Source organism: Friedmanniella luteola, from assembly GCF_900105065.1.
GTDB classification, from domain to species: Bacteria; Actinomycetota; Actinomycetes; order Propionibacteriales; family Propionibacteriaceae; genus Microlunatus; species Microlunatus luteolus.
Genome location: NZ_LT629749.1, coordinates 1,764,569 through 1,786,077 on the forward strand (window position 1 = coordinate 1,764,569; position 21,509 = coordinate 1,786,077).

The following is a 21,509-nucleotide window of genomic DNA, read 5'->3' on the forward strand; positions in this document are numbered from 1 at the left end:
CCCCCGATCCCGGGGCTCGCACCCCCGACCCCTGAGCCTGTCGAAGGGCCTTCGACAGGCTCAGGCAGCGGGGGTCTTCGACGGGCTCAGGCCACGACGACCGCGGTCACCAGTCGTAGTCCGAGTCCCGGAACTCGCCGGGGGAGCGCCCGTCGCGGGCCTCCTCGGCCTCGCGCAGCTCGACGCGGCGGATCTTGCCGCTGATGGTCTTGGGCAGGTCGCTGAACTCCAGCCGCCGGACCCGCTTGTAGGGCGCCAGGTGCGCGCGGGCGTGGGCGAGGATCGAGCGGGCGGTGTCGGCGTCGGGCGCGTGGCCGGCGGCGAGGATGACGAAGGCCTTCGGGACGGCCAGCCGGATGTCGTCCGGCGCGGCGACGACGGCCGCCTCGGCGACGGCGGGGTGCTCGATCAGCACCGACTCCAGCTCGAAGGGGCTGATCTTGTAGTCGCTGGACTTGAACACGTCGTCGGCCCGGCCCACGTAGGTGAGGTAGCCGTCCTCGTCCCGGCTGACGACGTCGCCGGTGTGGTAGACGCCGCGGGTGAAGGACTCCTCGTTGAGCTCGTCGTCGAAGGTGTCCGCCGTGCGCTTGTAGCCCTTCATCAGCGCGACCGGCCGGGGGTCGAGGCGCAGGCACAGCTCGCCCTCGCGGGCGCTGACGTCGCCCGTGGCCGGGTCGAGCAGGACGACGTCGTAACCCGGCAGCGGGCGGCCCATCGAGCCGGTCTTGACCGCCGCGCCGGGCGGGTTGCCGACCTGCGCGGTGGTCTCGGTCTGGCCGTAGCCGTCGCGGACGGTCAGCCCCCAGGCGTCCCGGACCCGCTCGATGATCTCGGGGTTGAGCGGCTCGCCCGCGCTGAGCAGCTCGCGCAGCGTGGTCCGGGTGGCGGCGAGGTCGGTCTGCACGAGCATCCGCCAGACGGTCGGCGGCGCGCAGAACGTCGTCACCTGGCAGCGGACCAGGACCTCCAGCAGCGCCCGCGGGTCGAACCGCGCGTAGTTGTGCACCAGCACGGTCGCGCCCGCCAGCCACGGGGTGAAGAAGTTGCTCCAGGCGTGCTTGCCCCAGCCCGGGGAGGAGATGTTGAGGTGCACGTCGCCGGGCTTGAGGCCCATCCAGTACAGGGTCGAGAGGTGCCCGATCGGGTAGGACGTCTGGCTGTGCTCCACCAGCTTCGGCAGCGCCGTCGTGCCGGAGGTGAAGTAGAGCAGCACGGGGTCGTCGCCCTTGCTGATGCCGGGCAGGTGCCGGTCGGCGTGCCGGAAGTCCTCGACGCGGCGGTAGTCCAACCAGCCGTCGGGCACGGTGTCGCCGCCGACGACGAGCCGGCCCAGCGGCAGGTCGAGGTCGGCGAACTTGTCGACGTCGCGGTGGTCGGCCACCAGCATCCGGGCGTCGCCGCGGCTGACCCGGTCGGCCAGGTCGGCGGCCGAGAGCTGCGGGGTGGCGGGGATGACGACAGCGCCCAGCCGGATCGCGCCCAGCATCACCTCCCAGAGCGGGACGACGTTGCCCAGCACGACGAGCAGCCGGTCGCCGCGCCGGAGGCCGAGGTGGTGCAGGTACTGCGCGACGGCGACGGAGCGGTCGGCGAGGTCGCGGAAGGTCAGCCGTGTCTCGCTGCCGTCCTCCTCCAGGACCCACAGCGCGAGGCCGTCCGGGTTCTCCTCGGCGAGGCCGTCGAACCACTCGGTGGCGAAGTTGAACAACGGGAGCTCGGGCCAGCTGAAGCCCGCGTGGGCGACGTCGTAGTCGTCCCGGTGCTTCACCAGGAAGTCGCGGGCCGCTCGGAGGTGACGGTTCAGCGACGGCATGGTCGTGACGTTACCGCCCAGCAGCCCCACTGGTCCGCTCGGGCCGTCCTCGCCCGCCGACCGCAAGTCGTGAACGATGTCGGGGCGGACGACCAGTTGGTTCACGGCTCGGGCCCTTCGACGGGCTCAGGGCCGGGGCAGCCGGACGTCGGGCGCACCGAGCCGGGCGGCGTCGGCGGCGAGGTCGTCGGGCTGGGACTGCGACTCCCGCTCGGCCAGGACGCGGAGCCGGTAGTGCTCCACCTCGCGGTCGACGTCGGCCGGGCTCCAGCCGAGCACCGGCGCCACCAGGGCGGCGACCGCGGGCGCGGCGGACAGGCCGCGGTCCCACGTCTCGATGGAGATCCGGGTCCGCCGGGCCAGCAGGTCGTCGAGGTGGAGCGCCCCCTCGTGGGACGCCGCGTAGACGATCTCGACCTGCAGGTAGTCGGGCGCCCCGGCGAGCGGCTGGAGCAGCTCGGGCCGGCCCTCGGCCACCCCGAGCAGCTCCGGCAGCAGCGAGCCGTACCGCTTGAGCAGGTGCTCGACGACCGGCTGCCGGAGCCCCGTCTGCTCGGCCAGCAGCGCCCGGGCGTTCCACAGCCCGTGGTAGCCGTCGGCGCCCACCAGCGGGACCTCCTCGGTGCACGAGGCGGGCACCCGCTGCGGCAGCTCGCGGACCGCGGCGTCGACGGCGTCGGCCGCCATCACCCGGTAGGTCGTGTACTTGCCGCCGGCGATCATGATCAGGCCGCGGACGGGGGAGGCGACGGCGTGCTCGCGGGACAGCGTGGACGTCGAGTCCGACTCCCCGGCCAGCAGCGGTCGCAGCCCGGCGTAGACGCCGACCACGTCGTCGCGGGTCAGCGGGTCGGCGAGCAGGCGGTTGGCGTGCCCGAGCAGGTAGTCGATGTCGGCCTGGCTGGCCGCCGGGTGGGCGCGGTCCAGCTGCCAGTCGGTGTCGGTGGTGCCGACGATCCAGTGCGCCCCCCACGGCACGATGAACAGCAGGCTCTTCTCGGTCCGGGTGATCAGCCCGGTGCGGGCGTTGATCCGGTTCCGCGGCACCACGAGGTGGACGCCCTTCGACGCCCGCACGGTGAACGGCGCCCGGCCGCCGAGCATCTCGTTCAGCTCCGCGATCCACACCCCGGTGGCGTTGATCGTCTGCTTCGCCCGGACCTCGAGCTCGCGACCGGACTCGAGGTCGCGGACCCGGACCCCCGCGACCCGGTCGTCCTCGCGGAGGAAGCCGACCACCCGGGTGCTGGTCGCGACGGCCGCCCCGTACTGGGCGGCCGTCCGGGCCAGCATCATGGTGTGCCGGGCGTCGTCGACCTGGCCCTCGTAGAACTCGATGGAGCCGACGAGCGCGTCCCGGCTGGCGGACGGGAACAGCTCGAGGGTCTTCTTCCGGCCGTGGTGGCGCAGGTGGTGCGGCACGCCGCGGCCGGCGCCCATCACGTCGTAGACGCCGATGCCGAGGCCCGCGTAGAGGCGGTCGAGACCGCGCCGGCGCAGCGGGTAGATGAAGGGCACCGGGTGCGCGAGGTGCGGGCTGATCCGGTTGAGGGCCAGCGAGCGCTCCTTGAGCGCCTCGAAGACCAGCGCGAAGTCCAGCTGCTCGAGGTAGCGCAACCCCCCGTGGAACAGCTTGGTGGAGCGGCTGGAGGTCCCGGCGGCGAAGTCGCGGGCCTCGACCAGCCCCACCCGCAGGCCGCGGGTGACGGCGTCCAGCGCAGCGCCCGCCCCGGTGACGCCGGCCCCGATCACGAGCACGTCCAGCTCCTCACCCGCCAGCCGGTCGAGAGCCGCGGCACGGGCGGACGGGCTGAGGGGGGCGGTGGTGGACAGCACGGGAGGACCTCTCGGACGGGTGCGCGACGACGGGGGAGGGGGCCGGGGCCGATCTACACGTCGACCCAGTCCAGTGTGCGCTCCACGGCCTTCCGCCAGCCGACGTGGCCGGCCCGGCGCTGCTCGTCGTCGATCGTCGGGCTCCAGCGCCGGTCCTCGTGCCAGTTCTCCCGGAGCTCGTCGGGCGAGGCCCAGAAGCCGACGGCCAGCCCGGCGGCGTAGGCGGCGCCCAGCGCGGTCGTCTCCGCGACCACCGGCCGGCTGACGTCGACGCCCAGCGTGTCGGCCTGGATCTGCATGCAGAGGTCGTTCGCCGTCACCCCGCCGTCGACCTTCAGCACCTCCAGGTGCACCCCGGAGTCCTTCTCCATGGCCGCGACGACGTCGCAGGACTGGTAGCAGATGGCCTCCAGGGTGGCCCGGGCGATGTGCGCGCTGGTGTGGAACCGGGAGAGCCCGACGATCGCGCCCCGGGCGTCGGAGCGCCAGTACGGGGCGAACAGCCCCGAGAAGGCGGGCACGAAGTAGCAGCCGGCGGCGTCGGTGACCTGGCGGGCCAGCACCTCGGAGTCCTCGGCCCCACGGATGACGCCCAGCTGGTCACGCAGCCACTGCACCGCCGAGCCGGTGACGGCGATCGAGCCCTCCAGCGCGTAGACGGGCTTCGCGTCGCCGAACTGGTAGCAGACGGTGGTCAGCAGGCCGTTCCGCGACCGGGTGAGCTCCTCGCCGGTGTTGAGCAGCAGGAAGTTGCCCGTGCCGTAGGTGTTCTTCGCCTCCCCGGCCGCCAGGCAGACCTGCCCGACCATCGCCGCCTGCTGGTCGCCGAGCACCCCGCCGATCACGACCTCCCCGCCGAACGGCCCGTCGGCGCGGGTGGCGCCGTACGCGTCGGCGGAGGAGGAGGGCCGGATCCGCGGCAGCACGGCCCGCGGCACGTCGAAGAAGCCGAGCAGCTCGTCGTCCCAGTCGAGGGTCTCGAGGTCCATCAGCATCGTCCGGCTGGCGTTGGTGACGTCGGTGACGTGCCGGCCGCCGTCGGGGCCGCCGGTCAGGTTCCACAGCAGCCAGCTGTCGGTGGTGCCAGCCAGCGCGCGGCCGGCCTCGGCCGCCTCCCGCAGCCCTTCGACGTGCTCCAGCAGCCACTGCAGCTTGCCGCCGGCGAAGTAGGTGGCGGGCGGCAGGCCCGCGCGGTGCCGGATGACGTCGCCCCGGCCGTCGCGGTCGAGGGCGGCGGCGATGTGGTCGGTCCGGGTGTCCTGCCAGACGATGGCGTTGCTCAGCGGCTCACCGGTCCGCGCGTCCCAGACCACCGTCGTCTCCCGCTGGTTCGCCAGCCCGACCGCGGCGAGGTCGTCGGCCCCCAGGCCGCAGGTGCGCAGCGCGTCGGACACCACCTGCTGGGTGTTGGCCCAGATCTCCGCCGCGTCGTGCTCCACCCGGCCTGGGGCCGGCATGATCTGCCGGTGCTCGGTCTGGGCCCGGCCGACCTCGCGGCCGTCGTGGCCGAACACCATGCACCGCGTGCTGGTCGTGCCGTGGTCGATTGCTGCGACGAAGTCGGCCATGGTGCCGACCCTAGAGCCCGGGCGCGTCCCGCGGTCGCGTTGGCAGACGAGCCGTGGCGACCGGGACGCCGTTGCGTAGGCTGTCGCCGTGTCCGTGAGCCAGGTCGACCTCCCCCCGGGCTACCCCCGGGAGTGGGAGGCCGACGTGGTGCTGACCGACGGCGGGGTGGCCCGGCTGCGGCCGATCAGGCCGTCGGACGCGCAGAAGCTGGTGGCGTTCTACGAGCGGGTCTCGCCCGAGTCGAAGTACCTGCGCTTCTTCGCCCCCTACCCCCGGCTGAGCTCGCGCGACGTCAAGCGGTTCACCGAGGTCGACTACGTCGACCGCGTCGCCTTCATCCTCACCGTGGGCGACGAGATGATCGGCGTCGGCCGCTTCGACCGCACCGAGGACGACCGGGCCGAGGTCGCCTTCCTCGTCGAGGACGCCCACCAGGGCCGGGGGATCGCCCAGCTGCTGCTGGAGCACCTGGCCGAGGCGGCCCGCGAGCGCGGGATCACCGGCTTCGTCGCCGAGGTGCTGCCGGAGAACCGGCGGATGGCCCAGGTGTTCGCCGACGCCGGCTACCGGGTGTCCAAGGGCATCGAGGACGGGGTGCTGTCGGTCGAGTTCCCGATCCTGCCGACCGACACCTCGGTCGGGGTGATGGAGCGCCGCGAGCACCGCGCGGAGAGCGCGTCGGTGCACCGGCTGCTGCACCCGGAGCGGGTGGTGGTGCACGGTCCCGGCCGCCGGGTGGCCGGCCTGGTCAACGCCATGCTCTGCGGCGGCTTCCGCGGCGAGGTGGTGGCCGTCAGCTCCGACGGCGTGCCGGTCCCGGGCGTGCCCACCGCGACCTCGGTGGCGATGGTGCCGGGCCGCCTGGACCTCGCGGTGCTGGCCGTGCCGACGACCGAGCTGGGCGGGGTGGTGATCGACGCCGCGCACAAGGGCGCGCACGGCATCGTGGTGCTCACCGGCACCGACGACCGCCCCGGCGACAACCGGACCGTGGTCAACCTGGCCCGCGCGTACGGCATCCGCGCGCTGGGCCCGGACGCGCTGGGCCTGATCAACACCTGGCCCCTGGTGGAGCTGAACGCGACCCCGGGCCCGATGCCGCGCACCGGCGGGGTGGGGCTGTTCTGCCAGTCCGCCGCCGTCGGCGTCGCGCTGCTGAACCACGCCGTCCGCCAGGACCTGGGGCTGTCCTCCTTCATCAGCACCGGCGACTACGCCGACGTCACCGGCAACGACGTTATGCAGTACTGGGAGGACGACGACAACACGCGGGTGTGCCTGCTGGCCCTGGACTCCATCGGCAACCCGCGCAAGTTCAGCCGGATCACCCGGCGGCTCACCCGGCGCAAGCCGGTCGTCGTCCTCGAACCCGGGCGCACCAGCCGCTCCTGGCACGCGGGGGTCCGCGGCGGCCTGGGCCACGCGCCCGACGAGGCGGTCGACGCCCTGTTCCGCCAGGCCGGCGTCATGGTCGTGCACCGGCGCGGCGCGATGTTCGACATCGCCAAGATCGCTGCCCGCCAACCCTTGCCGCGCGGCCAGCGGGTCCGGCTGGTCACCAACTCCGCCACGCTCGCCGCGCAGATGGAGCACACCATCGGCGCCGTCGGGCTGCTGCACGAGGAGTCGGTGCTGCTCCGGTCCTCCGCGAGCCCGCAGGACTACGTCGACGCCACGCTGGCCGCGCTGGCCGACCCGCGCACCAACTCGGTGGTCTGCGCCGCCGTCAACGTCTACGAGGAGGGCACGGAGGACGTCATCACCGCCCTCGACCAGATCGCCGGCGAGGGCGACAAGCCGCTGGTCGGGGTGTTCCTCGACTTCCACCCGCCGATGGTCAAGGAGAACGACGTCGACCTGCCGGGTGAGCTGCCCCGCTTCGACGCGCCCGTCGACGCCATCCACGCGCTGTCCACCCTGACCGCCTACGCCCACTGGCGCGAGCGCGACCCCGGCGCGGTGCCGCTGCTCGAGGTCGACACCTCCCGCGCCAAGCGGGTGGTCAACCGCGCGCTGTCCGGGCACCCCGAGGGCCGGCTGCTCAACGGCGCCGAGACCACCGAGCTGCTGCAGGCCTACGGCATCACGATGGTGCCCCGCTTCGTCGTGTCCAGCCTCGAGGAGGCGGTCGCCGTCGCCGAGCAGCTGGGCTGGAACGTCGTGCTCAAGGGGACGGCCGCCTCGGTCCGGAGCCGACCCGACCAGGCCGGGGTGCAGCGGAACCTGATGTCGGCCGAGGAGATGGTGCACGCCTGGGCGCAGCTGGAGGACCTGACCCGGGCGCTCGGCCTGGGCGGGGACGTGGGCAGCGTCGCCACCCCGGTGGTGCAGGCGATGGCGCCGCCGGGGGTGGCGCTGGTGGTGACCAGCCGCGAGGACGCGGCGTTCGGGCCGATCATCTCCCTCGGGCTCGAGGGCATCCCGACCGAGCTGCTGGGCGACACCGTCTACCGGGTGCCGCCGCTCACCACGGTGGACGCCGCGGCGATGGTCCGCGACCTGCGGGCCGCCCCGACGCTGTTCGGCCGGCACGGCAGTCCCGGCGTCCACATCGCCGGCATCGAGGACCTGCTGCACCGGGTGGCCCAGCTGGCCGACGACCTGCCCCAGCTGGCCTCGGTCGAGCTCAGCCCCTGCATCGCGTCGCGGGACGGGATGGCGGTGCTGGGGGCGCGCATCTTCACCGCGCCCACCGACGACCGCCGGGACCCGCTGGCCCGCACGCTGTGACTTCCGGCTCGTGCCCGCTCGGGCTTCCGGCTCGCGCCCGCGGTCGGCTGCCCTCGACCAGCTGATCGACGTCGTCGAGGACGGCGGCCCGGGGCAGTCGCGGGTGCTGACGCAGGCGTTGCGGATCTCCCCGCACGGTCGGCCGGTCCAGGAACCGGATCAGCGGAGGTACGGGCAGCGGCTGCACGACACCCTGGAGCAGGTGTGCGGCCGGGTGCTCCGGGCGGGTGAGCTGCCGAACTCCGGAGGCGTCCCGGCGGCCGTGGTGGTGACCATCGACGCGGAGGGCCTCCGCACCCGCACCGGCTGCGGCACCACCAGCGACGGCACCCGGCTGTCCGTCCGGGACGTGCTGGCGTTGGCCGGGCAGGCGGAAGTGATCCCCACCGTCCGCGCAGAGCGGTGCCGTCCTCACCCTCGGCCGCCGCCGGCGGATCGCCTCGCGGACCCGGACCCTGGCGCGGACCGCCCGCGACGGCGGGTGCGGCTTCCCCGCTTGCTCGCACCCGCCCGAGTACTGCCAACGCCACCACATCACGGCGTGGATCGACGGCGGCGGGACCGACCTGGGCGATCTCACCCTGGCTCGGCCGCTACCACCACCACAACGTCGCGAGCCGTGGCTGGGCCGGCCGGATGCCCCCGGACGGCCGGCCCGCGTGGGTGCCACCCGGGCCGCCCGCTCCCGCTGCACCGTCGCGGCCTGACGTCGCCGGACGGATCGGCGGCCCTGTGGAGCGGGCTCTCCGCCTGCTGCGCCGTGGCAGGATGATCGCCATGAGGCTTGGTTCCACCCGGCGTGACCTGCGCGCCGACATCGAGGCGTGCGGCTACTTCCCCGACCTGGTCGAGGACGCCATCGTCCTGGCCGTGGGCGAGGAGGAGCTGATCGACTTCGTCGTGCACCACGAGCCGACGTTCGCCCACGACGAGATCCACCGCCACGTCACGGTGCTGGCCCTGACGCCCACCCGCCTGATCGTCGGCCACACCGACGACCAGCCGGCCGAGCCCCCCGCCACCGGGATCGCGGCGGCCTCGTCCACCGAGTCCGTGGCCCTGAGCAAGATCGGCGCGGTGGTGCTCACCCGGGTCGTCAGTCGACCCGAGGACTACCGGGCCGGGGGCACCGACGTCAGCGAGACCTGGCTGACCGTGGGCTGGGGAGCGGTGCGCCGGCTCGACATGGAGCAGGCCAGCTGCAGCGACCCCGAGTGCGAGGCCGACCACGGCTACACCGGCTCCCTCGTCGGCGACGACCTCACCGTCCGGATGAGCGCCGCCGCCGATGGTCCCGACCGCGTCGACCGGCTCGCCCGCTTCTCCAGCGCCCTGCAGCGCGCGGCCGCGGTATGACCCCGGCGGTGGCAGCGACGTCGACGTCGCTGCCCGGGCTGGTGCTGCCCGCCTACGGGACCGGCAGCCTCGCCGACCTGATGCCCAGCATCGGCGCGCACCTGGGGGTCCCCGGGGCGGCGGCGGACGTGCTCGACCTGCCGGCCGCGTCCCGCTACGTCGTCGTGCTGGTCGACGGGCTCGGCTGGAACCTGGTCCGCCGCTCCGCCCGCGAGGTGCCCTTCCTGGCCGCACTGCTCGCCGCCGGCCGGCCGCTCACCTCCGGCGTGCCCAGCACCACCGTCACCAGCCTGACCAGCCTCGGCACCGGCCTGCCGCCGGGCCAGCACGGCATGGTGGGCTACACCAGCCGGGTGCCGGACACCGGCGAGATCCTCAACGCCCTGACCTGGGAGTCGGACCTGCTCGCCCGGGCCTACCAGCCCCGCGCCACGTTCTTCGAGCGCGCGGCCGCCGCCGGCGTCCAGGTGAGCTCGGTCGGGCTGCAGCGGTTCCAGGGCAGTGGGCTCACCGAGGCCGCGCTGCGCGGTGCCGCCTTCGTGCCGTTCGAGCACGAGCGGGCCGAGGAGCGGCGGATCGGCCTCGTCACGGCGGCCGCGGCCCAGGGCGACCGGAGCCTGGTCTACGCCTACGAACGCCAGCTCGACCACGTCGGCCACGGGCACGGCTGCAACTCCGAGGACTGGCTGCGCCAGCTGATCAGGGTCGACGCCATGTGCGAGCGGCTGCGGGACGCGCTGCCCGACGACGTCGTCCTCGTCGTCACCGGCGACCACGGCATGGTGGACGTCCCCCGTGCTCACCAGGTCGTCGCGGAGGACGAGCCGGAGCTGATGGCCGGGGTGAGCGCGCTGGCCGGCGAGGGCCGCTTCCGCCAGCTCTACGTCGACGTCGACGACCCGGCACGGGTCGCCGCCCGCTGGCGCGACCTGCTCGGTGACCGCGCCTGGGTGCGGACCCGGGACGAGGCCGTCGACGAGGGCTGGTTCGGTCCGGTCGCCGACGACCTGCGCGAGCGGTACGGCCACGTGCTGGTCGCCCTGCGGGGCGACTGGGCCGTGATGACCCGCCAGTACCCGCGCGAGCTCACCCTCGTCGGGATGCACGGCTCCCTGACCGAGGCGGAGATGCTCGTCCCGCTGCTCGTCGGCTGAGGTCAGCCCCGCAGCACGGGCAGCAGATGCGTCTGCACCAGGGTCAGGGCGGGCTGCCAGTCCGCCGGCATCGCGTCGGTGGCCGGCGGCCCCGGGTCGAAGCCGGCGTCACCGGTGGTGACCACGACCGCGTCGGCCGCGGGCACCACCAGCAGGTGCTGCCCGGCCCACCCGCCGGCGAGCGGCATCCCGTCGTCGAGCCACAGGTGGTAGCCGTAGGGCCGGTCCTCCGGCGGGCCGCCGGCGGTCTGCGGGGTGGTCATCGCGGCCAGGAACGCCGGGTCCAGCAGCGGCCGGCCGTCGACGCGGCCGCCGTCCAGCAGCAGCCGACCCAGCCGGCCGAGGTCGTCGGCGGCCAGCCGCAGGTGCCCGTAGCCGAACGGGACACCGTCGGGGTCGCAGGTCCACACGGGCGCCGGGACGCCGAGCGGGGCGAGCAGGGCGCGGGCGGCGAAGGCGGACACCGGCTCCCCGAGCACGGCGCCCGCGGCGGCGCTCAGCAGGTGCGAGGCCCCGTTGTCGTAGGCGAAGGCGCTCCCCGGCGGCGTCCGCTGCGGCGCCCGGGCCACGTGGGCGACCTGGCCGCCGGGCAGCGCGGTGACCTCGTCGACGTCCCAGGCGCCGCCCGTCTCCGCACCCCGCGTCATGGTCAGCAGGTGCGTCCAGGTGTGGCGCTCGGCCGGCGTGCCCTGGAGCCCGGGGAGCACGGCGGCCACCGGCTGGTCCAGCGGCGGCAGCCGTCCCTCGCGGGCGGCGACGGCCAGCGTCAGGGCCAGCACCGTCTTGGTGACGGAGAAGACGTCGCCGCGCTCCGGTCCACGCAGGTGCTCGTCCACCACGACGTCCGGGCCCAGCCGGACCTGCAGGTGGGCGGTGCGGGCGTAGCGCGGGTCGGCCGCGACCGCGTCCAGCACGGCGCGGGCGGCGCTGCGGACCTGCGCGACGTCGACGGGACGGGGGCTCACGAGCGGGCAGCGTAGCCGTTCCGGCGCGCTCGCCGACGGCATGATGGCGGGATGACCGACCCGACGACGCCGTGGCCGCCGCTGCGGCTGGACGACCTCGCCCGGGAGGCCGTCCGCGCCGCCCTGGGCCCCGGTGCCCGGGTGGACGAGGTGGCCGTCCTGCAGTCCACCCCGGAGTCGGCGGTGCTGCGGTTGGCGGTGCACGGGGCGGCCGGGCCGCTCGTGCTCAAGCTGGCCGCCACCTCGGCGGGCCCGGCGCTCGACCTCGGCCGGACGGCCGCGGTCATGCGACGCGCCGCCGCGGCCGGGGTGCCGGTGCCCGCGGTGCTGGCCGCCGACGCGTCCGGCCGGCTCGACGGGGTCCAGCACCTGCTGCAGGAGCACGTCCCCGGCCGGCCGTGGCGGGAGGTCCGGCCGCTGCTCGACGACGCGGCCGTGCGCGCCGTGCACGCCGCCGTCGCCGCGGTGCTGGCCGCGCTGTCGACCGTCCGGCCGGCGGGCTTCGGCGAGCTCGACGGCGACGGTGAGGTCCGGCCCGTCCCGCTGGCCGAGGCGCTCCGCCGCCGGGTGGCGCTGCGCACCCGCCGCCCGGCGGCCCGGGCGCTGGCCGAACGGCTGGTCGCCGAGCACCCCGACCGGCTCGGGGCGGGACCGCCGGTGCTCAGCCACGACGACCTGCACCACCAGAACGTCCTCGTCGACCCGGCGAGCGCTCGGCTGGTCGCGGTCCTGGACTGGGACAAGGCCTGGGCGGGGCCGGCGGCCAGCGACCGCGCCCGGGTCCGGTTCTGGGACGACATGACCGGTCCGGGCCCCGAGACCGACCCGGAGCCGGCCGGGGACGACGACGTGCACCGCCTGCACCAGCTGCTGTGGTGCCTGGAGCACGCGTTCCCGACCGCCCGGCACCGGGCGGACACCGCCCGGCTGCTGCGCTCGTTCGACCTGCCGGTGCCGGCCGACCTCGGCTGAGGGTCAGCTCGCGAAGACTGCGGCCAGCCGACGGGTGCCCTCGGCGATGGCGTCGGGACCGTAGGTGGTGAAGGAGAGCCGCAGGGTGGCGGGTTCCGGGTCGGTCGGGAAGAACGGCGCGCCGGGCACGTAGGCGACGTCGTGCTCGAGGGCGCGGGGGAGCAGGGCGGTGGTGTCCCAGCCCGCGGGCAGGGTGGCCCAGACGAACATGCCGCCGTCCGGGCTGGTCCAGCGGCTGCCGGCGGGCAGGGCGGCGGGCAGGCCGGCCAGCAGGGCGTCGCGCCGGCGGCGGTACTCCGCCCGGGTGCGCGCGACGGCGGCGTCCAGCCGGCCGGACGCCAGGTAGTGGGCGGCGGCGGCCTGGTCGACGGTGGAGGTGTGCAGGTCGGCAGCCTGCTTCGCCACCACGACGCCCGCCCGCAGGCTGGGGTCGGTGCGGACCCAGCCCAGCCGCAGTCCGGGGGCGAGGATCTTGGAGAAGCTGCCGGTGCTCACCACCCGGCCGGGCTCGGTCAGCGCGGCCAGCGGCAGCACAGGCTCCCCGGAGTAGCGCAGCTCCGCGTACGGGTCGTCCTCCAGCACCCGGAAGCCGTGCTGCTCCGCGACCGCGACGACGGCCCGGCGGTTGGCCAGGTCGAGCGTCCGCCCGGTGGGGTTCTGGAACGTCGGCACGGTGTAGAGCAGCTTGGGCGCCAACCGGGCCGCCAGGTCGGCCAGCGCGTCGACGTCGATCCCGTCCTCGCCGGAGGGCACCGGGACCAGCCGGGCCCCCGCCAGCGCGAAGCACTGGAGCGCGGCCAGGTAGCTGGGGCTCTCCACCAGCACCACGTCGCCGGGGTCCACCAGCGCGGTCGCCAGCAGGTTCAGCCCCTGCTGCGAGCCCGTGGTGATGATCACGTCGGCGCCGTCGGTGGGCAGGCCGCGCTCGGTGCAGCGGGCGGCCACGGCCGCGCGCAGCGCCCGGTCGCCCTCCGTCGGGGAGTACTGCAGGGCGCGGGGGCCGTCGTCGGCCAGCACGGCGGCGAAGGACGCGCGGGCGCCGTCGAGGTCGAACAGCTCCGGAGCCGGCAGCCCACCGGCGAAGGAGATCACCCCGGGCCGCTCGGTGAGGGCCAGCAGGTCGCGGATGACCGACGACCGGGCGGCGCGGACCCGGGCCGCCAGCGCGGGCAGGGCCGTCGTGGTCGGAGGGGTGGGCTGCAGGGTGGTCATGGGAGGCTCCTCGGGCGGGTGCGCGTCACGCTACGCGGACGCCGCCGGACCGGTCCGGATTTCTCGTCGGGCGACCGGACGGCGGGCCGCGTCGGCCGCGGGGGCCGGGATGGGGCAGGATCGCCCGGTGGCAGAGTTCCTGTACTTCACCGGTCCGATGGACTGCGGGAAGTCGACGCTGGCGCTGCAGTTCGACCACACCCACGCCTCGGGCGGTCGCAAGGGCCGGCTGTTCACCTCCCAGGACCGGGCGGGGGCGGCGACGATCTCGTCCCGGCTGGGCCTGACCCGGCCGGCGATCGAGGTGAGCGCCGGGTTCGACTTCTGGGACTACGTCGTCGGCCAGCTGACCGGCGGTGAGCGGGTCGACTACCTGATCTGCGACGAGACGCAGTTCTACCAGCCGGTGCAGGTCGACCAGCTGGCCCGGATCGTCGACGAGCTGCAGATCGACGTCGTGGCCGTCGGCATCATGACCGACTTCCAGACCCGGCTGTTCCCCGGGTCGCAGCGGCTCGTCGAGCTCTGCGACAAGGTCGAGCTGCTGCAGGTCCGCGCCCTGTGCTGGTGCGGCGAGCGGGCCACCCACAACGCGCGCACCGTCGACGGGGTGATGGTCGTCGAGGGCGACCAGGTGGTCGTCGGGGACGTGGTGGACCAGGCGGGGGCGGCCGCGGGCGCGGCGCCCGCCGTGGTGGCCTACGAGGTGCTGTGCCGACGGCACCACCGGCGACGGGTCACCCGTGCCGTGGCCCGCGCGACCCTGTCCGACCCCCTGCCGTTCGAGCGCGACGACGAGGAGCTGACCTCCCTTGAGCCCTGAGCCGACCACCCCGCTGATCAGCGTCGACGAGCTCGCCGTCCGGTTGCAGGACCCCGGCCCGGTGGTGCTGGCCGACGTCCGCTGGACGCTCGGCGGACCGCCCGGCCAGCCCGAGTACGAGGCCGGCCACCTGCCCGGCGCGCACTGGGTGGACCTCGAGCACGAGCTCTCCGGGCCCGTCACCGGCGCCGGCGGACGGCACCCGCTGCCCGCCGCCGACGTGCTGGCGGCCGCGCTGAGCCGGATCGGCGTCCGGACCGAGGTCACCGTCGTGGTCTACGACGCCGCGACGTCGCTCGCCGCGGCCCGGCTCTGGTGGTTGCTGGTCGACGCGGGGCACCCCGACGTCCGGGTGCTGGACGGGGGCTTCGCGGCCTGGCAGCGGGCCGGGCACCCGGTCGAGACCGGACCGGACCGCGGGGCGCCCGCAGGCGACTTCGTGCCCCGGCCGGGACAGCTCGGCCGCGTCGACGCCACCGGCCTGGCCGACCTGCTCGGCTCGGGGACGCCGGTGGTCGACGTCCGGGCGGCCGAACGCTTCACCGGGGCCACCGAGCCGTACGACCCGGTCGCCGGGCACATCCCCGGCGCGGTCAACCGGCCCTCCCCGCAGAACCAGACGCCGGAGGGGCGGTTCCGGCCCGCCGCCGAGATCGCCGAGCGGTTCGCCGGGCTGGACGAGCCGGTGCTCTACTGCGGCTCGGGGATCACGGCTGCGCACACGCTGCTGGCCCTGCGCTCGGCCGGGCTGGACGGCCGCATCTACCCGGGCTCCTGGAGCGACTGGGTGAGCGACGCGAGCAGGCCGGTGGCCACCGGACCGGCGTGAGGCCCGCGCTCTGACTCACCGCTCTGACTCACGGCGCCTGACTCACGGCGCCCGACCGACCGCGCCCTGAGCCCGTCGAAGGGTCTTCGACAGGGTCGGGCGCGGTGGCGTCGGCTCAGCTGCCGGGCTTGGGCCCGCCGAACATGATCTCGTCCCAGCTGGGCACCGCGGCGCGCTTGCGCTTCGCCTTCTTCTCCGGTGGCGGCTCGGACTCCAGCTGGAACTCCTCGGCCTCCTCGGCGCGGTCGGCCTCGTCGGTGCGCGCGTAGGGCGGGGCCGGCTCGTCGGTCCCGGGCAGCTGGTCGGGTGGCGGAGGTCCGGGGTCGACCGGCGTGGTCAGCTCGACCGGGGCCTTGTCGTCCATCGGCACCTGGGTGCGGTCGGGGTGCTCGGCGGCCGGAAGCTCGGCCTCGTCGGCCGGGCTCGGCTCCACGGGGTAGTCGATGACGATGGCCGGCTCCCAGCCACCGCCCAGGGTCTCCGGCACCGCGGCGGCGTCGGTCAGGCCGGCGTAGACCCGCGGCGAGTCCTCGCTGTAGCCGTCGGACCCGAGCATCGCGTACAGCGTCGTCAGCTCGCCGGTGTCGTCGGCCTCGACGGCCGCCGGCTCCGCGTCGTGCGTCGCCGGCTCGTCCGCCGGCTCCGCGGTCGCCTCACCGCGCGCCGGTTCCGGCGGCAGGGCGGTGTCGTCGTCCGCGTCGACGACGACGGCGCGGAGGCTGCGGACGGAGCTGACCTCGGTCCGCTCCACCACGACCTCGGTCAGCACCGCCTCGGTGGCCAGGGCGCCGGGCAGCATGCCGTCGTGGCCGTCCGGCTCGTCGTCGTCGCGCTCGTCGTCTCCATGGTCGTCGTCCTGCGCCACGAGCGGCGCGGGCTCCTCGGCGGTGCGGGCGTCGGCCTCCTGCGTCGCGCGGACCAGGGCCAGCTCGTCGCTGAGGTCGATGGTCGGCTCGTCGGCGGCGTCGGCCCGGCGACGACCAGCGGCGGCGGGCGGCTGCTCGCCGATCAGCCAGCGGGCCTCGTCGTCGGCCGGCACCGAGTACCGGCCCCGCTGGTCGAAGGTGAAGGTGGCGCGGTGGTCCTCGCCGTCGACGGCGTACCCGGCGGTGACGGCCCACCGGCCGTCCTCCAGCCGGTAGGAGTCCCAGACCACGGCGTCCGCGTCCACCCCCCGCTTGAGCAGCCGGTCCGCGACCGTCGCCCGCAGGGTGCGGTGGCCGGCCGTCTCGCCCCGGCGGCGCACGGAGGCGGCCAGGGCCATCAGCGCCAGGTGCTCGCGCTCGGCCAGCACGGGGGCGGCGAAGCGCTCGACGCGCTCGTAGGCGAGGCCGGCCACCTCGGCGACGTCCTCGAGGCTCTCGCCGGCCCGCACCCGCATCTGGATGTCGCGGGGGCTCAGTGACGTTTCCATGGCGTTCTCCAGTCGTCCGGGCCGGGGCCGGTCGGCCTGCGCCGTCCCATCCCCGGTCGTGCCAGCCCGCGGCGTGCCCCGCCCGACTTCCCGCACCGCGTCCCGGAGCCGGTCGTCGACGACGACCGTCAGCTCGTCGCCGTCGTCGGTGGTGAGGACCAGCGAGCCGCCGTCCGGGCTCGGTCCGACCAGGTGCGCGCTGCGCATGTGCGGGCAGCTCCTCCGTGGGCCGGTGGGGTGCGGGAGTCGCGGTGCGCTCTCACGGGGCAGGGGTCGCGCAGCCGGGGCCGCGCGGTCAGGGTGGTCGAGGGGCAGGTGTCGAGGGTCAACCTACCGTGCCCACCCGGTCCTCCGGCGCAGCGACGGGACCTCCGCGCCCCTCGGACGGATCGACGTTTCGGTGCCGTCGTACTGTTCGCACCATGACGGTCGGACACACCCCCGATTCCTCCTCCACCCCGAGCGCCCCGGGCGCCGCGACCCTCGGCCAGCTGCGCGCCACCGGCTGGACCTCCCGCAGCACGAAGGACGAGCTGCGGTCGAACCTCCTCACCCGGCTGCGGTCCGGGGACACCGCGTTCCCCGGCATCGTCGGGTTCGACGACACCGTGCTGCCCGAGCTGGAGTCGGCCCTGCTGGCCGGCCACGACCTCGTGCTCCTCGGCGAGCGCGGCCAGGGCAAGACCCGGCTGATGCGCACCCTCGGCCAGCTGCTGGACGAGTGGAGCCCCGAGGTGACGGGCTGCGAGATCCACGACGACCCCGTCGCGCCGGTCTGCGTCCGCTGCCGGGCGCTGGCCGCCGAGCTCGGCGACGACCTCCCCGTCTCGTGGCGGCACCGCGAGGACCGCTACACCGAGAAGCTCGCCACCCCCGACACCTCGGTCGGCGACCTGATCGGTGACGTCGACCCGGTCAAGGTCGCCCAGGGCCGCACGCTCGGCGACCCCGAGACGATCCACTACGGCCTGGTGCCCCGCGCCAACCGCGGTCTGTTCGGCCTCAACGAGCTGCCCGACCTCGCCGAGCGGATCCAGGTGGCCCTGTTCAACGTGCTGGAGGAGCGCGACATCCAGGTGCGCGGCTACTCGCTCCGGCTGCCGCTGGACCTGTTCCTGGTGGCCACCGCCAACCCGGAGGACTACACCAACCGCGGCCGGATCATCACCCCGCTGAAGGACCGCTTCGGCGCCGAGATCCGCACCCACTACCTGGACGAGCTCGACGACGAGGTGGCCCTGCTCCGCCAGGAGGCCGCGGTCGTCGCCGAGGTCGGTGACCACCTGCTGGAGGTGCTGGCCCGCTTCACCCGCAACCTGCGCGAGTCCAGCTCCGTCGACCAGCGCTCCGGGGTCTCGGCCCGGTTCACCATCGCCGCCGCCGAGGCCGTCTCGGCGTCGGCGCTGCGCCGGGCCGCGCGGACCGGCGACGACGAGGCGGTGGCCCGGATCTGCGACATCGGGGTGGTCCTGCCGACGCTGCTCGGCAAGGTCGAGTTCGAGATGGGCGAGGAGGGCCGCGAGCGCGCGGTGCTCGACCACCTGCTGCGGCTGGCGGTCGCGACCACCTTCCGCGACCGGCTGGGCGGGCTGGACCTGTCCGGCTTCACCGGCGTGTTCGCCGAGGGTGCCGTCGTCGAGACCGGCGAGCTGGTGCCGGCCCGCGACCTGCTGTCCCAGCTGGGCAGCGTGCCCGGCCTCTCGAAGGTCCTCGACCGGCTGGGCTACGGCGACGCCGCGGGGCGCGGGCAGGTCGCGTCGGCCGTGGAGTTCGTGCTCGAGGGCCTGCACCTGACCCGCCGGATCGAGAAGGAGACCGTCGACGGACGCACCGTCTACGGCGCGGCCTGAGCGACCGCGGCTGAGCAGAGGAGAGGGCGGAGCATGAGCGAGGCCTGGAACGGCGACGAGCCGCGTGACGACGACGGCGTCTCCCGGCCCCAGCCGGGACGGGCGCACCGCAACGTCCGGTACGGCCCGTGGCGCGGCGGGCCCGACCCGCTGGCCGCGCCGTACGACGTCCGCGCCGCCGTCGACCAGATCGGCGCCGACGTGCTGTCGGCGGGCAACCTGCGCGACTCGCTGCGCGACCTCATGCGGCGCGGCCTCGACGGCCAGGGCGGCCTGGACAAGCTCGCCCAGCGGCTCCGGAAGCTGCGCGCCCAGGCTCGGCGGCGCGGCGACCTCGGGGGCACCCTGGACCAGGTCCGCTCCGCCCTGGACCAGGCGCTGGCCGCCGAGCGCGAGGCGCTGGCCGGCACCGAGGGTGACGAGGCGCGGATGGCGGAGATGGAGCTGGACACGCTGCCCGACGACGTCGCCGGCGCCGTCCGGGCGCTGGACCCCTACGACTGGACCTCGCCGGAGGCGAGGGCGACCTACGACGCGATCAAGGACATGCTGCGCCGCGAGGTGCTGGACGCCCAGTTCGCCGGGATGAAGCAGGCCCTGGAGTCCCCCGACCCGGAGGCCATGCAGCGGGTCAAGGACATGCTGGCCGACCTCAACGCCCTGCTGTCCGCCCACGCCCGGCAGGAGGACACGACCGACCAGTTCGCCGACTTCATGGACAAGCACGGCGACCTGTTCCCGGAGCAGCCGGAGACCGTCGAGGAGCTGATCGACGCGCTGGCCCGCCGGCAGGCCGCCGCGCAGCGGATGATGGCCTCGCTCAGCCCGGAGCAGCGCGAGCAGCTCGGGCAGCTGATGAGCGACGCGCTCGGCGACGCCGACCTCGCCTCGCAGATGGCGCAGCTGTCGGACAACCTGCGGGCGCTGCGGCCGGGGATGGACCGCGAGTCCCCGACGGGCATGCGGCCGGGCGGTGAGCAGCTGGGCTACAGCGAGGCCGTCGAGGCGGTGGCCGAGCTCGCCGACCTGGAGGCGCTGGAGGCCCAGCTCGCCCAGGGCGACCCCGGCTCGACCCTCGACGACGTGGACGTCGACCTGCTGGAGAAGCGGCTCGGCCACGAGGCGGTCAGGGACTTCCGGGCCCTCCGCGACCTGGAGCGCGAGCTCGAGCAGCAGGGCTACGTCACCCGCGGCGACGACGGGCTCCGGCTGACCCCGCGGGCCGTCCGGCGGCTGGGGCAGACGGCGCTGAAGCGCGTCTTCGACCAGCTCGCGGCCGGCGGCCACGGCGACCACGAGGACCACCGCACCGGCTCCGCCGACGAGCCGACCGGTCTGACCCGGCCGTGGGTGTTCGGCGACGAGCTGCCGCTGGACGTCCCCCGGACCGTCGGCAACGCGCTGCGCCGGCGTGCCTCGCTGGACTCGCGCCCTGAGCCCGTCGAAGGGCAGCGCGCCGCGGTGACGCTCGACGTCGAGGACTTCGAGGTCACCGAGACCGAGCGCCGGACCAGCGCGGCCGTCGCCCTCTGCGTCGACCTGTCGTTCTCGATGGTGCAGGACGGCCGCTGGGGACCGATGAAGCAGACGGCGCTGGCGCTGAACCACCTCATCGAGACCCGGTTCCGGCAGGACGCCCTGCAGGTCATCGGGTTCAACCGGCTGGCGCGGCGGCTGTCGCCGGTGCAGCTGGCCGAGGCGGAGCCGGAGTTCGTGCAGGGCACCAACCTGCAGCACGCGCTGATCCTGGCGGCCCGGCACCTGCGTCGGCACCCGGACGCGGAGCCGGTGGTCCTCGTGGTCACCGACGGGGAGCCGACCGCGCACCTGACCGGCGACGGGGACGCGTTCTTCCGCTGGCCCAGCACGTCGGAGACGGTGCGGGCGACCATCGCCCAGGTCGACGAGCTCACCCGCTACGGGGCGACGATCAACACCTTCATGCTGGGCGACGACGAGGGCCTGCGGCGCTTCGTCGACGCCATCGCCCGGCGCGCCGGGGGCCGGGTGTTCACCCCCGACATCGGACGGCTGGGGGAGTACGTGGTGGCGGACTACCTGACGGCGCGGCGCGGCCGGCGCTGACGCCTCCGGGCGGGTGCCGGTGCTGACCGGCACCACGGCTGAGCACCGCGGTGCCGAAGCCGGTCAACGGTGCGGCCACCCTCGGCAGGGCGAGCGTCACCAGGTGCGGAACGGGTCGCCGGCGAGCCCGGGGTGGGTGGGGGAGGCCGGACATGCCCTCGACCCCACCGGACCGGAGCAGACTGACCGCATGAGCGCTCTCGAGGCCGTGATCCGCACCGAACGGGAAGCCCTGCTCGAGCACCTGGAGACGCTGACCCCCGAGCAGTGGGCGACGCCGTCGCTGTGCACGGGCTGGCGGGTGCAGGACGTCGCCGCCCACCTCGCCTGGGCTCCCGGCCTCCGGGGGAAGGAGGCCGTCCAGGAGCTGGTGCGGGGACGGTTCCGCCCCAACCGGGTGGTCGCGCAGAGCGCGGTCCGCTGGTCCGCCCGCGGGACGGGCGCCATCCTCGAGCAGCTGCGCCGGGTGACGGCGGCCGGGGCCGGGCCGATGGCGGTGCCGCAGGCGGCCGTCCTCGTCGACGCGGTCGTGCACGCCCTCGACATCCGCCGCCCGCTCGGTGACGTCCGTGCCCTGCCGCCGGCGGCCTTCCGGGGCGCGGCCGACTTCTGCGCGCACGCGAGGTTCCCCTCCTCCCTGCTGCTCGGCGGTCCGGTGCGGCGCCGGCTGGCGGGCCTGCGGCTGGTCGCCGACGACCAGGACTGGGCCCACGGCGAGGGCGCCGAGGTGCGGGCGTCGGGTGAGACGGTGCTGCTGGTGCTGGCCGGGCGCCCGGTCGGCGCCGACGAGCTGCGCGGGCCCGGCGCCGCGACGCTGGCGGGCCGGCTCTGAGCCCTCGACCGCGCGCTCCGGCCGGTCCGGGGCGGCTGCTGGCCTGCTCACGCGCGCACGCGGCCC

16 protein-coding genes are annotated in these 21,509 nt (G+C 75.1%); 10 read left to right on the forward strand and 6 right to left on the reverse strand.

The features are described 5' to 3' along the window. Positions 1–106 precede the first annotated feature (106 nt). From BLT72_RS08350 to glpK, 3 genes are all read right to left on the reverse strand, one after another. Positions 107–1,816 (reverse strand): AMP-binding protein, encoded by a 1,710-nt coding sequence (locus tag BLT72_RS08350; RefSeq protein WP_091417015.1) that lies wholly within the window; start codon positions 1,814–1,816, stop codon positions 107–109. A 126-nt stretch (positions 1,817–1,942) separates the two neighbouring features. Further along, positions 1,943–3,652: a glycerol-3-phosphate dehydrogenase/oxidase gene (locus BLT72_RS08355; protein WP_342587394.1), complete on the reverse strand. Its 1,710-nt coding sequence runs from the start codon at positions 3,650–3,652 to the stop codon at positions 1,943–1,945. Between the two features lie 53 nt (positions 3,653–3,705). Further along, entirely contained in the window at positions 3,706–5,220 is a 1,515-nt protein-coding gene (gene glpK / locus BLT72_RS08360) for a glycerol kinase GlpK (RefSeq protein WP_091411938.1), read from the reverse strand. Between the two features lie 88 nt (positions 5,221–5,308). Between glpK and BLT72_RS08365 the strand changes: the two genes are divergently transcribed. The 4 genes from BLT72_RS08365 (at position 5,309) to BLT72_RS08380 (ending at position 10,461) form a co-directional block, all read left to right on the forward strand. Then, on the forward strand, positions 5,309–7,951 hold the full coding sequence (locus tag BLT72_RS08365; RefSeq protein WP_091411940.1) for a bifunctional acetate--CoA ligase family protein/GNAT family N-acetyltransferase: 2,643 nt from the start codon (positions 5,309–5,311) through the stop codon (positions 7,949–7,951). Between the two features lie 103 nt (positions 7,952–8,054). Continuing rightward, positions 8,055–8,723: a DUF222 domain-containing protein gene (locus tag BLT72_RS23515; protein WP_425349240.1), complete on the forward strand. Its 669-nt coding sequence runs from the start codon at positions 8,055–8,057 to the stop codon at positions 8,721–8,723. Positions 8,724–8,728: 5 nt separating this feature from the next. Further along, positions 8,729–9,307 (forward strand): DUF5998 family protein, encoded by a 579-nt coding sequence (locus tag BLT72_RS08375; protein WP_091411946.1) that lies wholly within the window; start codon positions 8,729–8,731, stop codon positions 9,305–9,307. Positions 9,308–9,315: 8 nt separating this feature from the next. Further along, the gene (locus BLT72_RS08380; protein WP_342587395.1) at positions 9,316–10,461 is read left to right on the forward strand and encodes an alkaline phosphatase family protein; all 1,146 of its coding nucleotides are present in this window, start codon (positions 9,316–9,318) and stop codon (positions 10,459–10,461) included. A gap of 2 nt (positions 10,462–10,463) precedes the next feature. On the opposite strand, the gene BLT72_RS08385 is transcribed toward BLT72_RS08380, so the two are convergent. After that, positions 10,464–11,426, reverse strand: coding sequence for a serine hydrolase domain-containing protein (locus tag BLT72_RS08385; RefSeq protein ID WP_091411951.1), 963 nt, complete (start codon positions 11,424–11,426; stop codon positions 10,464–10,466). 51 nt (positions 11,427–11,477) lie between these two features. Between BLT72_RS08385 and BLT72_RS08390 the strand changes: the two genes are divergently transcribed. Then, entirely contained in the window at positions 11,478–12,398 is a 921-nt protein-coding gene (locus BLT72_RS08390) for a phosphotransferase (RefSeq protein WP_091411953.1), read from the forward strand. Between the two features lie 3 nt (positions 12,399–12,401). Here the strand turns inward: BLT72_RS08390 and BLT72_RS08395 are convergent, their stop codons facing one another. Continuing rightward, the gene (locus BLT72_RS08395; protein ID WP_091411956.1) at positions 12,402–13,610 is read right to left on the reverse strand and encodes an aminotransferase-like domain-containing protein; all 1,209 of its coding nucleotides are present in this window, start codon (positions 13,608–13,610) and stop codon (positions 12,402–12,404) included. A 127-nt stretch (positions 13,611–13,737) separates the two neighbouring features. On the opposite strand from BLT72_RS08395, the gene BLT72_RS08400 reads away from it, so the two are divergent. Together BLT72_RS08400 and BLT72_RS08405 are read left to right on the forward strand one after the other, a co-directional pair. Beyond that, positions 13,738–14,433, forward strand: coding sequence for a thymidine kinase (locus tag BLT72_RS08400; RefSeq protein WP_091411958.1), 696 nt, complete (start codon positions 13,738–13,740; stop codon positions 14,431–14,433). After that, positions 14,423–15,262 (forward strand): sulfurtransferase, encoded by an 840-nt coding sequence (locus BLT72_RS08405; RefSeq protein ID WP_231930447.1) that lies wholly within the window; start codon positions 14,423–14,425, stop codon positions 15,260–15,262. Before BLT72_RS08400 ends, BLT72_RS08405 begins: the two co-directional genes overlap by 11 nt. 115 nt (positions 15,263–15,377) lie before the next feature. Here the strand turns inward: BLT72_RS08405 and sepH are convergent, their stop codons facing one another. Further along, positions 15,378–16,883, reverse strand: a complete 1,506-nt coding sequence (sepH, locus tag BLT72_RS08410) for a septation protein SepH (RefSeq protein WP_091411960.1) — start codon at positions 16,881–16,883, stop codon at positions 15,378–15,380. Between the two features lie 215 nt (positions 16,884–17,098). Here sepH and BLT72_RS08415 point away from each other — a divergent pair, with 215 nt between their 5' ends. From BLT72_RS08415 to BLT72_RS08425, 3 genes are all read left to right on the forward strand, one after another. Continuing rightward, positions 17,099–18,526, forward strand: a complete 1,428-nt coding sequence (locus tag BLT72_RS08415) for a sigma 54-interacting transcriptional regulator (RefSeq protein ID WP_091411963.1) — start codon at positions 17,099–17,101, stop codon at positions 18,524–18,526. A 33-nt stretch (positions 18,527–18,559) separates the two neighbouring features. Further along, positions 18,560–20,611, forward strand: coding sequence for a vWA domain-containing protein (locus BLT72_RS08420; RefSeq protein ID WP_231930449.1), 2,052 nt, complete (start codon positions 18,560–18,562; stop codon positions 20,609–20,611). A 190-nt stretch (positions 20,612–20,801) separates the two neighbouring features. Further along, the gene (locus BLT72_RS08425) at positions 20,802–21,443 is read left to right on the forward strand and encodes a maleylpyruvate isomerase family mycothiol-dependent enzyme (protein WP_091411965.1); all 642 of its coding nucleotides are present in this window, start codon (positions 20,802–20,804) and stop codon (positions 21,441–21,443) included. Positions 21,444–21,509 lie beyond the last annotated feature (66 nt).